Raw genomic sequence first — 13,343 nt, forward strand, 5'->3', positions numbered from 1 at the left:
ATGTGCCAGAGTTGCCACGTCCGGGTTCCCAGCACGTACCGTACGGCTGGCAGCCGGGACGACCGGGGAAGGGGCGCTGGATTGAGCACGCACGCACCGCACGCACCACGGGCGGCGCAGCCGGTCATGCTGCCGGCCACGCTCGACGAGGCCGTGGCCGCTCTGGAGGCCGCGCCTGCCGCCGTGCCCGTCGCGGGCGGCACCGACCTCATGGCGGAGGTCAACGCCGGTCTGCTGAGGCCCGCCGGGCTCGTCGGCCTGGGGCGGATCAGCGAGATCCGGGGCTGGGAGTACCAGGACGGCCACGCGCTGCTCGGCGCCGGCCTCACCCACGCCCGGATGGGCCGCCCCGACTTCGCCGCCCTCATCCCCGCCCTCGCCGCCGCCGCGCGCGCCGCCGGCCCGCCGCAGGTCCGCAACGCCGGGACGCTCGGCGGCAACATCGTCACCGCCTCCCCGACCGGCGACGCCCTGCCCGTCCTGGCCGCCCTGGAGGCCACCCTGCTGATCGCCGGACCGGGGGGGACGCGCCGCGAGATCCCGGTGAGCCACCTGCTCACCGGCATGGAGATGCTCGGACCGGGCGAACTCGTCGGCTACGTCCGGGTGCCGCTGCTCCACGCCCCGCAGACCTTCCTCAAGGCCACCGGACGGACCGGCCCCGGGCGCGCCCTGGCGTCCGTCGCCGTCGTGCTCGACCCCGCCCGGCGCGGGGTCCGCTGCGCGGTCGGCGCGGTCGCCCCGATGCCGCTGCGCCCGCTGGAGGCCGAGCAGTGGGTGGCCTCGCTGATCGACTGGGACGGGCAGCGGGCCCTGGCCCCCGAAGTGCTCGCCGCCTTCGGGGACTACGTCGCCATGGCCTGCATCCCCGACCCGCCGGCGCCGGAGGACGGGGGGGAACCCCCCGTACTTCCGCCCGCGGCGCTGCACGTGCGGCGTACGGTGGCCACACTGGCCCGCCGGGGACTCGGGAGGGCACTCGCATGAGCAACGACCAGCAGCCGATCCAGCCGGACCGGCCCGGCCGGACGCCCGCGCCGCCGGGCGGCTGGGGCGGCGAGTACGACGGTGACGCCACCGCGTTCATACAGCTGCCCGGGGAGCTTCCCGGGCCGTACCAGCCCGGGCACGCCGGGCCCGGAGGCGCGTACGACCCGCTCGCCGCGCCGGGCACCGGGCAGGGCTGGACCCCGCCCCCCATCGACTCCCGGCCTCCCGTGACCCCGGCGGCCACCACCGACCCGGCCGCCCCGGGCCAGTGGACGATGCCGTTCGCCGGCGGCCCGGCGGGCCCCGCCGACGGGATGCCCGAGACGTCCGGGGCCCACCACGGGACGCCGGACGCCTCCGGGACCCGTGCGCCGTCGCCCGCCGCCGCCCTCGGGCAGGGTGCCGCAGCGGCCCTGGCCGGCTCGCACGAGGCCCGCGCACGCCGTTCTCCGGACGCCGGCCCCGCCCCCCACACCCAGGAGGACGGCGGCGGGACGCACGGGGAGGCGCACGGCGGCTCCGCGGAGGCGCCCGTACCCGGCGCGGACTGGGGCGCGTCCCCCGCTCCGGGCGCGACCGGCCAGTGGTCGATCCCGTTCGCGGCGGAGGGCGGCCCGGACGACTCCGGCGAGTACCTGGCCCCCGCGGCCGGGGCGGCCCCCGGGCCGTACCGGGTTCCGGAGCCGGCCGCGGAACCGGCCGCGGAGCCGACCGCGGAACCCGCCGCGGAGGTCCCCGGGGCCCCGGCCGAGGACATGCGCGGACCGGAGGCGCCGGAGGCAGCGGAGGAGCCCCCCGCCCAGGACGCCGCGGGCACACCGGGCACCCCGGACGCGCCGGAGGTCCCGGACGTCCCCGCCCCGGACGGCGGGGAGGCGGACCCGGGCGGGGGCGTGCTGGGCGGGGACGGAAGCGTCCCGGAGGCGTCCGCGGTCGACAGCGAGCACCCGCACGTCTCGTACGTCCTGCGCGTCAACGGGGCCGACCGGCCCGTGGTCGACGCCTGGATCGGCGAGTCCCTGCTCTACGTGCTGCGCGAGCGCCTCGGCCTGGCCGGGGCCAAGGACGGCTGCTCGCAGGGGGAGTGCGGAGCCTGCTCCGTCCAGGTCGACGGGCGGCTCGTCGCCTCCTGCCTGGTGCCCGCCGCGACCGCCGCCGGGTCCGAGGTCCGCACCGTCGAGGGGCTGGCCGAGAACGGCGCCCCCTGCGACGTGCAGCGGGCCCTGGCCGCCTGCGGCGCCGTGCAGTGCGGCTTCTGCGTCCCGGGCATGGCGATGACCCTCCACGACCTGCTCGAGGGCAACCACGGACCGACGGAACTGGAGGCCCGCCAGGCCCTCAGCGGCAACCTCTGCCGCTGCTCCGGCTACCGGGGCGTCCTCGACGCCGTGCGCATGGTCGTCGCCGAGCGGGAGGCGGCGGCCGCCGCGCTCGCCGAGGCACGGGAGGCGGAGGGCGCCCAGGCCGGGCAGGGGGACGGCCCCCAGGCCCGGATCCCCCACCAGGGCGGTTACGCACCGGGAGGGCAGCCGCCCCACGACCACCACCTGCCGCAGGACGGAGGCGCGCAGTGACCAGCGATGCGGCGACCGCCACCCCGGCCGGGGGACTGCCCGTCACCGGCATCCCCGCGGAGACGGCGAACGGGGACGCGCCACGGTACGGGCTGGGCGCCTCGCTCCAGCCCGCCGACGCGCTCGCCAAGACCCAGGGCACCTTCCCGTACGCCGCGGACCTGTGGGCCGAGGGGCTGCTGTGGGCCGCGGTCCTGCGCTCCCCGCACCCGCACGCGCGCATCGTCTCCGTCGACACCTCGCAGGCCGCCGCGATGCCCGGCGTCCGGACCGTCGTCACCCACGAGGACGTGCCCGGCCAGGACACCCACGGCCGCCGCGTCGCCGACCGGCCGGCCTTCGCCCGCGACGTCGTGCGCCACCACGGCGAGCCCATCGCCGCCGTCGCCGCCGACCACCCCGACACCGCACGCCTGGCCGCCGCCGCCATCGCCGTCGAGTACGAGGTGCTGGAGCCGGTCACCGACCCGGAGAAGGCGTTCGAGGCCGAGCCCATCCACCCCGACGGCAACGTGATCCGGCACATCCCCCTGCGGTACGGCGACGAGACCGCCACCGGCGAGGTGATCGTCGAGGGCCTGTACCGCATCGGCCGCCAGGACCCGGCCCCCATCGGCGCCGAGGCCGGGCTCGCCGTGCCCCGCACCGACGGCGGGGTGGAGATCTACACGGCCTCCACCGATCCGCACACCGACCGCGACCTGGCCGCCGCCTGCCTGGGCCTCAGGCCCGAGCAGGTCAAGGTCGTCGTCACCGGCGTCCCCGGCGCCACCGCCGACCGCGAGGACCTGAGCGTCCAGCTCGCCCTCGGGCTGCTGGCGATGCGGACCGGCTGCCCGGTGAAGCTCACCGCGACCCGCGAGGAGTCGTTCCTGGGCCACTCCCACCGCCACCCCACCCTGCTGCGCTACCGGCACCACGCCGACGCCGAGGGGCGCCTGGTCAAGGTGGAGGCGCAGATCCTGCTGGACGCGGGCGCCTACGCCGACGACTCCGCCGACGCGCTGGCCGCCGCCGTGGCCTTCGCCGCCGGTCCCTACGTCGTGCCGCACGCCGTGGTCGACGGCTGGGCCGTCCGCACCAACAACCCCCCGTCGGGCCATCTGCGGGGCGAGGGCGCGATGCAGGTGTGCGCCGCCTACGAGGGCCAGATGGACAAGCTCGCCGCCAAGCTGGGCATGGACCCGGTCGAGCTGCGGATGCGCAACGTCATGGCGACCGGCGACCTGCTGCCCACCGGACAGACCGTCACCTGCCCGGCGCCCGTGGCCGAACTGCTGACCGCCGTGCGGGAGGCACCGCTGCCGCCGCTGCCCAAGGACAGTCCCGAGGAGGAGTGGCTGCTGCCGGGCGGCCCCGAGGGCGCGGGGGAGCCGGGCGCGGTGCGCCGCGGCATCGGCTACGCGCTCGGCATGGTCCACATGCTGGGGGCGGAGGGCGCCGACGAGGTGTCCACGGCCACGGTGAAGGTCAACGGCCCCGTGGCGACGGTGATGTGCGCGGCGGTGGAGACCGGCCAGGGCTTCGCCACCCTCGCCCGGCAGATCGTGCAGGAGGTGCTGGGCGTCGAGGAGGTCCACGTCGTCCCCGTGGACACCGACCAGCCCCCGGCCGGACCCGGTGCGCGCGGACGGCACACCTGGGTCTCGGGCGGCGCGGTGGAACGGGCGGCGAAGATGGTGCGCACCCAGCTCCTCCAGCCGCTGGCCGCGAAGTTCGGGATGTCCGCCGAACTGCTGACGATCGCCGACGGCAGGATCACCTCCTACGACGGCGTGCTCAGCACCACCGTCGCCGAGGCGCTGGAGGGCAAGGAGCTGTGGGCCACCGCCCAGTGCCGCCCGCATCCGACCGAGCCGCTGGACGACACCGGCCAGGGCGACGCCTTCGTCGGCCTGGCCTTCGCCGCGATCCGGGCCGTGGTGGACGTGGACGTGGAGCTGGGCGCGATCCGGGTGGTGGAGATGGCCGTCGCCCAGGACGTGGGCCGCGTCCTCAACCCCCAGCAGGTGCGGGCCCGGATCGAGGCGGGCGTCACCCAGGGCGTGGGCGCGGCGCTCACCGAGCACCTGCGGGTGTCCAGGGGCGTGGTGCGCCATCCCGACCTGACGGCCTATCCGCTGCCGACGGCGCTGGACGCCCCGGACGTGAAGGTCGTCAAGCTGGTCGAGGAGCGCGACGTGGTCGCCCCGTTCGGGGCGAAGTCGGTGAGCGCGGTCCCGGTGGTGGTCTCCCCGGCGGCGGTGGCCGCGGCGGTGCGCGCGGCCACCGGGCGCCCGGTCAACCGGCTGCCGATCCGCCCGCAGGCCGCGGTGACGGCGCAGCGGTAGGCGGCGCCGGTCCGCCTACCGGCCGTCCTCCGGTCCGCCGGGTCCGGGGCGGGGCGTGTGGACGGCGACGGCGAGTCCGGCCGCCACGAGGACGACGTTCTTGAGGACGTACTGCCCCGCCATGGTGGGGACGGGGAGGCCGCCCTCCCACATCTCGGCGGGCAGGACGACCAGGGCCGAGAACGTCCCGGCCATGTGGACGAAGAAGACCAGCAGCGTCAGGCGGAGCAGCAGTCCGGTGACCAGGCCGGCTCCGATCAGCATCTCCATCATGGCCAGCAGCGGTCTGGAGAGGTCCGCGGGGACGTGGCCGGAGGTCAGGACGCTCATCACACGGGTGGCCATGTCCTCGGCGTGGCTGACGCCGGGCAGGATCTTGAGGGCCCCGAACCAGAGGAACAGCAGCCCGACGGAGACCCGCAGCGCGGTGATGCTGTGCCGGCGGCAGAAGGCGGGGATCGCGCGCGGTCCGCGCGGGGGGCGCACTCCCTGCCGGCCGACGGGGTCGGCCACCGCCGTTCCCGTCGCCGGGCCGTCCGGCACGGCGGGAGGGTCCTCTCCCGGGGCGAGGACGCCCCGCCTTCTCACGACCGCCTCCCGGACCGGTGCCCGGGCGGGGCGGCGGTGGGGGGTCTCGTGGTGGAGCGTGCGTCGGATCTCATGGGTCCCTCCGGTGGGGCGGCGGTTACCAAGATCATGGGAGCGCTCCCATAGGTACTGGGCGGACTGTACGGGCCCGGGGCGGCCCGGGCAAGGTGTGCCGTGTGCTCGGTTTCGGCCTTTGTGGAACGCCGCCGGACGGCCGCGCGGCCCGGAATCGCCGGAGCGGGCCGCGCCGGGGTGCGGCCCGGACGGGAGGCCGGCCGGCGGGACGGCGGGTGACGCGCCGTCAGGACTTCCCGGTCGCCCCGTCGGCCCTTCCCCGGTCGCCCGGCGCCCCGTCGGCCCCGGAGGCCGGCAGCCGCATCCGGTGCCGGTGGGAGGGGAGCGCGGCGGGGGAGGCCTGGGTGAGGCTGGCGCCGGTGTCGGCGTTCAGGCGCATGGCTCCGGGGCCGTACCAGTCCATGCACATCACCGTCGCGTCGTCCCTGAGGTCGCCCCTGTGGGCCTCCAGGACGGCGGTGGTCAGGACCTGGGCCGCCTCGCGGGGGTGGAGGCCCCCGGTCCCCGCGATCAGGGGGAACAGATGGGCGATCTCGGAGCGGTGGTCCAGCATGCCGTCGGTGAGGATGACGAGCCGGTCGCCCGGCCTGAGGCCCAGCCTCTGCACCCGGTAGCCGTGCGGGAAGCGGACCCCGAAGGGCAGGTCCACGGCCAGCCTGACCTCCCGGACCCCGCCGTCCCGCAGCAGCAGGGGCCAGGGGTGGCCGGCGTTGACGAGCTCGACGCGGCCGTCGCCCAGCCCGACGCGCAGCAGCAGACCGGTCGCCAGCGCGCCGTCGCTGTGGTCGAGCATCGCCCGGTGGGCGCGGCGCGCCTGCTCCGCCAGCTCGCAGCGCTCGCGCCGGGCGCCCCTCAGCGCGCCGACCAGCAGGGAGGCGATCAGGGCGGCCTTCACGTCGTGGCCCATGGCGTCGGTGACGGACAGGTGCAGGACCTCGCGCTCCAGGGCGTAGTCGAAGGTGTCGCCGCCCACGTTGCCCGCCGGCTCCAGGGCCCCGGCCACCGCGAACTGCGCGGCCTCGCACGACAGCGAGGAGGGCAGCAGGTTGTGCTGGATCTCGGCGGCCAGGCTGACCGGGGAGGTGCGGCGGCCCCACTGGTACAGGTCGGTGAACCGCCGGTTGGCGATGACGATGTAGGCCAGGGTGTGGGCGGCCCGGCTGATCTCCCGCAGCGTCCTGGTGGAGGGGCCGCCCGGCACCCGCACCTCCAGCAGGCCGATGGGATCGCCCCGGTTGGTGACCGGGGCGATCACCCGCTGCCCGCCGTCCCCGTCGACGGCGTCCGCCAGCCGGAGCCGCTGGGTGCGGATCACGTCGCCGTAGACGGTGCCGGACAGCCCGACCCGCTCGGCGCTCTCGGTGGTGCCGACCTCGCCCGCCGTGCTCAGCCGCACCACGGCCTGCCCCGTCATGTCGGTGATCAGGAACGACACCGAGGTGGCGCCGAAGCGCCGTCTGAGCTCGTGCGCGACCACGTCCACGGACGCCACCGGCGACGCGGCCTCGGCCGCCGCCAGGATCCCCGTGTGGGTGCTCCGCTCGGTGCCGTACCCGACTGCCATCACCGACTCCCGTCCCTCGAACCCGTGTCCGTCTATGCCGAGCCCCCTCGCGCCCGCACCGGCTCCTCACCGTCCGTATGCCCCGGCTTCCCGCTTCAGTGCCGGACATCACACCGCGGAGACGGGCGGATACGCGGCGGCACCGGACCCAGGACCGACGGACGAGCCGGCCACCGTCCCCCGACAGGCGCCAGTGTCGGTGACGGGCCTTACGCTGAGCCGCATGACCGCACTCGACGACGACCTCGGCGGCCCCCTGGGCAGCGTCGCCCCCGCCGCCCCCGACCTCGCGCCCCCGCCGCCCGCGCCGGAGCCGGGGACCGGGGAAGGGGTGCTCGGCCGGTCCTACCGGGCGCTGACCCTGGGCATCGTCACCGTCGTCCTCCTGATCGCCTTCGAGGCGACGGCCGTCGGCACGGCCATGCCCGTCGCCGCCGACCGGCTCGACGGGGTGGCGCTGTACGCGTTCGCCTTCTCCGCGTACTTCACCACCAGCCTGCTGGGCATGGTGGCCTCCGGCCAGTGGTCCGACCGGAAGGGGCCGCTGCCGCCGCTCGCCGCGGGCATCGGGGCCTTCGCGGCCGGGCTGCTGCTGTCGGGGACGGCGACGTCCATGTGGGTGTTCGTCCTCGGGCGCGCGGCGCAGGGCATCGGCGGCGGTCTGGTGATCGTCGCGCTGTACGTCACCGTCAGCCGCGCCTACCCCGCCCGCCTCCAGCCCACGGTGATGGCGGCCTTCGCCGCGTCCTGGGTGATCCCCTCCGTCGTGGGGCCGCTGATCTCCGGGACGGTCACCGAGCAGTTCGGCTGGCGCTGGGTGTTCCTCGGCATTCCCGCCCTGGTCGTCCTGCCGGCCGCGGTCATGTTCCCGGCGCTGCGCCGCGCGGCCTCCGGCCCGCCGCCCGGCGAGGTGCGGCCCGTGGACCGGCGGCGGATGAAGCTGGCGGTGGCGGTGGCGCTGGGGGCCGGGCTCCTCCAGTACGCCGGGCAGGACCTGCGCTGGCTCTCGCTCGTCCCGGCGGTGGCCGGCGCCGCGCTGATGGTCCCGGCCGCGCTCGGGCTGCTGCCGCGGGGCACGTTCCGCGCGGCGCGCGGACTGCCGACGGTGGTGCTGATGCGCGGCATAGCGGCCGGCGCCTTCATCGTCGCCGAGAGCTTCGTGCCGCTGATGCTCGTCACCCAGCGCGGGCTGTCGGTGACCATGGCCGGCCTCTCGCTGGCGGCGGGCGGCGCGACCTGGGCGGCGGGCTCCTTCGTCCAGTCCCGCCCGGCGATGGAACCGCACCGCGAGCGGCTGGTGCGGATCGGCATGGTGGTGGTGACCGCCGGGATCGCGGCCACCCCGCTGGTGCTGCTGGAGGCCGTTCCGGTGTGGATCGCGACCGTCGCGCAGGCCACGGGCTGCTTCGGCATGGGCGTGGTGATCTCCTCCACGAGCGTGCTGCTGATGAAGCTGTCGAAGCCGGAGGAGGCGGGCGCCAACTCCGCCGCCCTCCAGCTCAGCGACGGCCTGTCCAACATCGTGCTGCTCGCCGCCTGCGGCGCGGTCTTCGCGGCCCTGGGCGGCGGTTCGGTGGACGTGGGCCACGGGGCGGGCCAGGCGGCGGCCTCCACCTCCCACCCGGTGGCGTTCCTGGCCGTCTACCTCCCGTCGGCGGCGGTCGCCCTGGTGGGCGTCCTGGTGGCGGGACGGCTGCGCGCGGAGGAACCGGCCGGCAAGTGATCCGGTACCGCATCGGGGTCGTGTCCGGCACCGTCCTGGTATGGCCATGAACCTCCGTCTTGACGGCGAACGCGCCGAGGCGCTGAAGAAGCAGGCCGAGCCGGAAGGACGCAGCATGCACGCCGTAGTGCTCCGGGCGGTGGACGACCACCTGGCACGGAACGCGCGGGAAGCCATGGTGCGCGAGACCGCGAAGAAGGAAGCGGTCAAGCGGCGCGAGCTGATGGAGCGGCTCGAGTGACCTTCCCGTACCTCACGTCCGAGGACGTCCTGGCCGTCGCCGAGTACGCGTGTGACGACATGCGGGTGGCGCTACGCGACCCCGGGCTGCTCGAATCGGCGGTGCACCGCCCTCCGGCTTCGATGTCCGGGGAGGAGGCGTACCCGGACCTGTTCGACAAGGCAGCCGCGTTGCTCCGGTCCCTGGCCGCCAACCGCCCCTTCGCGGACGGCGGCAAGCGCACGGCGTGGCTGTCCTTGTGTCACGTTCCTCTCGTTGCACGGGGAGCGCTTGCGCCCGGACATCGACGCCGCTGAGGCTCTGGTCATCGCCGTGGCCACGGGAGAGGCGGAGGACGTCAAGGTGATCGGCGAACGGCCGCGCCTGCTCAGGGAGGCACCGGCGTTGTGACCTCCGCCGCACCCCGTCCCGTCCCCCGGGCGTCACCGGAGGACGGCCGGGCGGTCCCGATAGGCTGACGCGGTTCGATCGCCGACCCAGCACGACGGAGACCGTGACTACCACCGCGTCGCACCACCTCTCGCCGGCCTTCCCCGGCCGCGCCCCCTGGGGCACGGCCAACAAGCTGCGCGCCTGGCAGCAGGCCGCGATGAACCTCTACCTGGAGAAGCAGCCGCGGGACTTCCTCGCCGTGGCGACCCCGGGCGCGGGAAAGACGACCTTCGCGCTGACCCTCGCCTCCTGGCTGCTGCACCACCACGTCGTCCAGCAGGTGACCGTCGTCGCGCCGACCGAGCACCTGAAGAAGCAGTGGGCCGAGGCCGCGGCGAGAGTGGGCATCAGACTGGACCCCGAGTACAGCGCGGGCCCGCTCGGCCGGGAGTACCACGGGGTCGCGGTGACCTACGCGGGCGTGGGCGTACGCCCGATGCTGCACCGCAACCGCTGCGAGCAGCGCAAGACGCTGGTCATCCTGGACGAGATCCACCACGCCGGCGACAGCAAGTCCTGGGGCGAGGCGTGCTTCGAGGCGTTCGAGCCCGCCACCCGCCGGCTGGCCCTCACCGGCACCCCGTTCCGCTCCGACAGCAACCCCATCCCGTTCGTCACCTACGCCGAGGACGCCGAGGGCATCCGCCGGTCGGTGGCGGACTACACCTACGGCTACGGCAACGCGCTGGCCGACGGCGTCGTGCGGCCGGTGATCTTCCTCTCCTACAGCGGCAACATGCGCTGGCGGAGCAAGAGCGGCGACGAGCTGGAGGCGAAGCTCGGCGAGCCGATGACCAAGGACGCCATCTCCCAGGCCTGGCGCACCGCCCTCGACCCGCGCGGCGACTGGATGCCCAGCGTCCTGCGCGCGGCCGACACCCGGCTGACGGAGGTCCGCAAGTCGATCCCCGACGCGGGCGGGCTGGTGATCGCCAGCGACCAGGACTCGGCGCGCGCCTACGCCAAGCTGCTCCGCGAGATCACCGGCACCGGGCCGACCGTCGTGCTCTCCGACGACAGCGGCGCCTCGAAGCGGATCGAGGAGTTCAGCGCCTCCGAGGACCGCTGGATGGTGGCCGTCAGAATGGTCTCGGAGGGCGTGGACGTGCCGCGCCTGGCGGTCGGCGTGTATGCCACGACCATCTCCACACCGCTGTTCTTCGCCCAGGCCGTCGGCCGTTTCGTCCGCTCCAGACGGCGCGGCGAGACCGCGTCCGTCTTCCTGCCCACCATCCCCATGCTGCTGGGCTTCGCCCACGAGATGGAGGTCGAGCGGGACCACGTCCTGGACAAGCCCAAGAAGGGCGGGGAGGACGAGGACCCGTACGCGGAGGAGGCCGGCCTCCTCAAGGAGGCCGAGCAGCAGAAGGACGAGAACACCGGCGACCAGGACCAGCTCCCCTTCGAGGCGCTGGAGTCCGAGGCGGTCTTCGACCGGGTGATGTACGACGGGGCCGAGTTCGGCATGCAGGCCCACCCCGGCAGCCAGGAGGAGCAGGACTACCTGGGCATCCCCGGACTGCTGGAGCCCGACCAGGTGCAGCTGCTGCTCCAGAAGCGGCAGGCGCGGCAGATCGCGCACAGCCGCCGCAAGCCGGACAGCGAGGCCGACCTGCTGGAGACGCCGGCCGAGAACCGGCCGGTGGTCACCCACAAGGAGATGCTGGAGATGCGCCGGCAGCTCAACTCGCTCGTCGGCGCGTACGCCCACCAGAGCGGCAAGCCGCACGGCGTGATCCACACGGAGCTGCGGCGGGTCTGCGGCGGGCCGCCCACGGCGCAGGCGACGGCGGGCCAGTTGCAGCAGCGGATCGCCAAGGTGCGGGAGTGGGCGACGCGGATGCGGTGACGTCCGCGCCGTCCGCGGAGGGTCTCCGCCGGCCGGCGGAGACCCTCCGCGCACGTCCGGGCGCGGTCCGCATACTGGGCAGTACAAAGAGAATGGACCGGACCGCCGGAGGCGGCCGCTGTACGCAATGCGGATAAACCAGTTCACCAACGCCCGGATTCTGGACGGGCTCTTTCGAAGGTGTGTCGAAGGTCGCTAAGTTTCCCGACACGCACACGCCCCGTGGCAGCTCTGCCCCGGAGCGCAGCCGGTGCGACCCGCCAGACCGATCGGCGGCCTTCCGGGAACAACCAGGCACTCGTGCCCGCCGACGGGACCGGCGAGGCACACCCCGGAGCGGAACCGTCGGCACACACCCGAGGAGGGGGCGTCGTGACCGCGGAGACTTCCCAGACGCTCGACAGAGGACTGCGCGTCCTCAAACTGCTCGCCGACACCGACCACGGCCTGACCGTCACCGAGCTGTCCAACAAGCTCGGGGTCAACCGCACGGTCGTCTACCGACTGCTCGCCACCCTCGAACAGCACTCCCTGGTCCGCAGGGACCTGGGCGGCCGCGCCCGCGTCGGGCTCGGCGTGCTGAGGCTGGGACGGCAGGTGCACCCGCTGGTGCGGGAGGCGGCCCTGCCCGCGCTGCGGGCGCTGGCCGAGGACGTCGGCGCCACCGCGCACCTGACCCTGGTGGACGGCAACGACGCCCTGGCCGTCGCCGTCGTCGAGCCGAGCTGGACCGACTACCACGTCGCCTACCGCACCGGGTTCCGCCACCCCCTCGACAAGGGGGCCGCCGGCCGCGCGATCCTCGCCGGCCGCAATCCGGAGCGGGACCTGCCCGAGGGCTACGTCCTCACCCACGGTGAACTGGAGGCGGGCGCCTGCGGCGCCGCCGCCCCGCTGCTCGGGGTGAACGGCATCGAGGGCAGTGTCGGCGTGGTGATGCTCTCGGAGTCGGTGCCCCAGAAGGTGGGGCCGCGCGTGGTCCAGGCGGCGCAGGAGGTCGCCGACTTCCTGAGGTAGCCGCCCGCCGGGGCCGGCCGCGCGGCGGCGGGCCGCCCGCCCACCGCCGCGCCCGCCGCCGAGGTGAACTAGATTCACCCCCATGCCAGCTCTGACCCCTCGCGCACGGACCCTCGCGGTCTGCGGGGCGCTCGTCACCGCGCTGCTCGCGGTCGCCGCCCTCGCCCCGCTGCCGTTCTCGGTCGCCCATCCCGGTATCACCGCGGACGTCCTGGGCGAACACCGGGACAGGCCGGTCATCACCGTCTCGGGGGACGGGGACCCCGGGGCCGGCGACCGCCCCTCGAAGGGCGAGCTGCTGGCCACCACGATCGTGGCGACCGCTCCGGAGACGACCGTGCGCCTGGCCGACGTGCTGGGGAGCTGGTTCGACACCGACCGCGCGGTGATGCCGCGCGACGCGGTCTACCCGGTCGGCGACGACCCGGAGGAGATCGAGGAGCACACCACCGCCCAGATGGAGGAGTCGCAGGACGTGGCCGTCGCCGCCGCGCTGCGCGAACTGGGCCTGTCCGCCGGCGAGGTGGAGGTGGACCTGCGGCTGGAGGACGTCGGCGGTCCCAGCGCCGGCCTGGTCTTCGCCCTCGGCATCGTCGACAAGCTCGACGGCGAGGACCTCACCGGCGGCCGGACGATCGCCGGCACCGGCACCATCGACCGGGCCGGGAAGGTCGGGCCGGTCGGCGGCGTCCCGCTGAAGACCCAGGCCGCCAGGCGCGACGGGGCAACCGTCTTCCTGGTGCCCGAGGCCGAGTGCGGTACGGCCCGGGAGGAGCTCCCCGACGGTCTGCGCCTGGTTCCCGTCGCCACCCTGGACGGCGCCCTCGACGCCCTCAGGGCGCTGCGGGAGGGCGGACGCGTGCCGAGCTGCTAGCCCGGAACGGACGGCCGGACGACCGGACGGCACGGGGAGGCGGCGGACCGGCGGCGGCCCGGGGACGGACCGGAGGCGGCCCGGGG

10 protein-coding genes and 1 pseudogene are annotated in these 13,343 nt (G+C 75.3%); 9 read left to right on the top strand and 2 right to left on the bottom strand.

Going from position 1 to position 13,343, the window contains the following annotated elements:
* Window positions 1-126: 126 nt before the first annotated feature.
* The 3 genes from ABD358_RS11385 to ABD358_RS11395 are packed head-to-tail and all read left to right on the top strand — an operon-like array spanning window position 127 to window position 4,894.
* Window positions 127-987 (top strand): FAD binding domain-containing protein, encoded by an 861-nt coding sequence (locus tag ABD358_RS11385; RefSeq protein WP_344630915.1) that lies wholly within the window; start codon window positions 127-129, stop codon window positions 985-987.
* Window positions 984-2,564 carry a (2Fe-2S)-binding protein gene (locus tag ABD358_RS11390; RefSeq protein WP_344630808.1) on the top strand — a complete coding sequence of 527 codons (1,581 nt, stop codon included), beginning with the start codon at window positions 984-986 and terminating at the stop codon, window positions 2,562-2,564. Before ABD358_RS11385 ends, ABD358_RS11390 begins: the two co-directional genes overlap by 4 nt.
* A complete protein-coding gene (locus ABD358_RS11395) occupies window positions 2,561-4,894 on the top strand; it encodes a xanthine dehydrogenase family protein molybdopterin-binding subunit (protein WP_425576302.1) in 2,334 nt (777 codons plus the stop codon). The genes ABD358_RS11390 and ABD358_RS11395 overlap by 4 nt, the downstream gene beginning before the upstream one ends.
* Window positions 4,895-4,909: 15 nt before the next feature.
* On the opposite strand, the gene ABD358_RS11400 is transcribed toward ABD358_RS11395, so the two are convergent.
* Together ABD358_RS11400 and ABD358_RS11405 are read right to left on the bottom strand one after the other, a co-directional pair.
* Window positions 4,910-5,437, bottom strand: a complete 528-nt coding sequence (locus ABD358_RS11400; protein WP_344630809.1) for a DoxX family protein — start codon at window positions 5,435-5,437, stop codon at window positions 4,910-4,912.
* Window positions 5,438-5,783: 346 nt separating this feature from the next.
* Window positions 5,784-7,121: a PP2C family protein-serine/threonine phosphatase gene (locus ABD358_RS11405; RefSeq protein WP_344630810.1), complete on the bottom strand. Its 1,338-nt coding sequence runs from the start codon at window positions 7,119-7,121 to the stop codon at window positions 5,784-5,786.
* Between the two features lie 223 nt (window positions 7,122-7,344).
* Between ABD358_RS11405 and ABD358_RS11410 the strand changes: the two genes are divergently transcribed.
* From ABD358_RS11410 to ABD358_RS11435, 6 genes and pseudogenes are all read left to right on the top strand, one after another.
* Window positions 7,345-8,844 (top strand): MFS transporter, encoded by a 1,500-nt coding sequence (locus tag ABD358_RS11410; protein WP_344630811.1) that lies wholly within the window; start codon window positions 7,345-7,347, stop codon window positions 8,842-8,844.
* A 46-nt stretch (window positions 8,845-8,890) separates the two neighbouring features.
* Entirely contained in the window at window positions 8,891-9,085 is a 195-nt protein-coding gene (locus tag ABD358_RS11415) for a CopG family transcriptional regulator (RefSeq protein WP_425576303.1), read from the top strand.
* Window positions 9,082-9,475, top strand: a pseudogene (locus ABD358_RS11420) (type II toxin-antitoxin system death-on-curing family toxin). The gene ABD358_RS11415 and the pseudogene ABD358_RS11420 overlap by 4 nt, the downstream one beginning before the upstream one ends.
* Before the next feature lie 103 nt (window positions 9,476-9,578).
* A complete protein-coding gene (locus ABD358_RS11425; RefSeq protein ID WP_344630813.1) occupies window positions 9,579-11,366 on the top strand; it encodes a DEAD/DEAH box helicase in 1,788 nt (595 codons plus the stop codon).
* 372 nt (window positions 11,367-11,738) lie between these two features.
* Window positions 11,739-12,383 carry an IclR family transcriptional regulator gene (locus ABD358_RS11430; protein WP_344630814.1) on the top strand — a complete coding sequence of 215 codons (645 nt, stop codon included), beginning with the start codon at window positions 11,739-11,741 and terminating at the stop codon, window positions 12,381-12,383.
* 82 nt (window positions 12,384-12,465) lie between these two features.
* Entirely contained in the window at window positions 12,466-13,257 is a 792-nt protein-coding gene (locus ABD358_RS11435) for a S16 family serine protease (protein WP_344630815.1), read from the top strand.
* Window positions 13,258-13,343: the final 86 nt, after the last annotated feature.

Source organism: Streptomyces glaucosporus (assembly GCF_039533345.1).
Taxonomy (GTDB): Bacteria; Actinomycetota; Actinomycetes; order Streptomycetales; family Streptomycetaceae; genus Streptomyces; species Streptomyces glaucosporus.

Bases quoted from the DNA above. Each gene is read 5' to 3' on its own strand.
- ABD358_RS11385 (WP_344630915.1), top strand. From the start codon at position 127: ATGCTGCCGGCCACGCTCGACGAGGCCGTGGCCGCTCTGGAGGCCGCG.
- ABD358_RS11390 (WP_344630808.1), top strand. From the start codon at position 984: ATGAGCAACGACCAGCAGCCGATCCAGCCGGACCGGCCCGGCCGGACG.
- ABD358_RS11405 (WP_344630810.1), bottom strand. From the start codon at position 7,121: ATGGCAGTCGGGTACGGCACCGAGCGGAGCACCCACACGGGGATCCTG.
- ABD358_RS11410 (WP_344630811.1), top strand. From the start codon at position 7,345: ATGACCGCACTCGACGACGACCTCGGCGGCCCCCTGGGCAGCGTCGCC.
- ABD358_RS11415 (WP_425576303.1), top strand. From the start codon at position 8,891: ATGAACCTCCGTCTTGACGGCGAACGCGCCGAGGCGCTGAAGAAGCAG.
- ABD358_RS11435 (WP_344630815.1), top strand. From the start codon at position 12,466: ATGCCAGCTCTGACCCCTCGCGCACGGACCCTCGCGGTCTGCGGGGCG.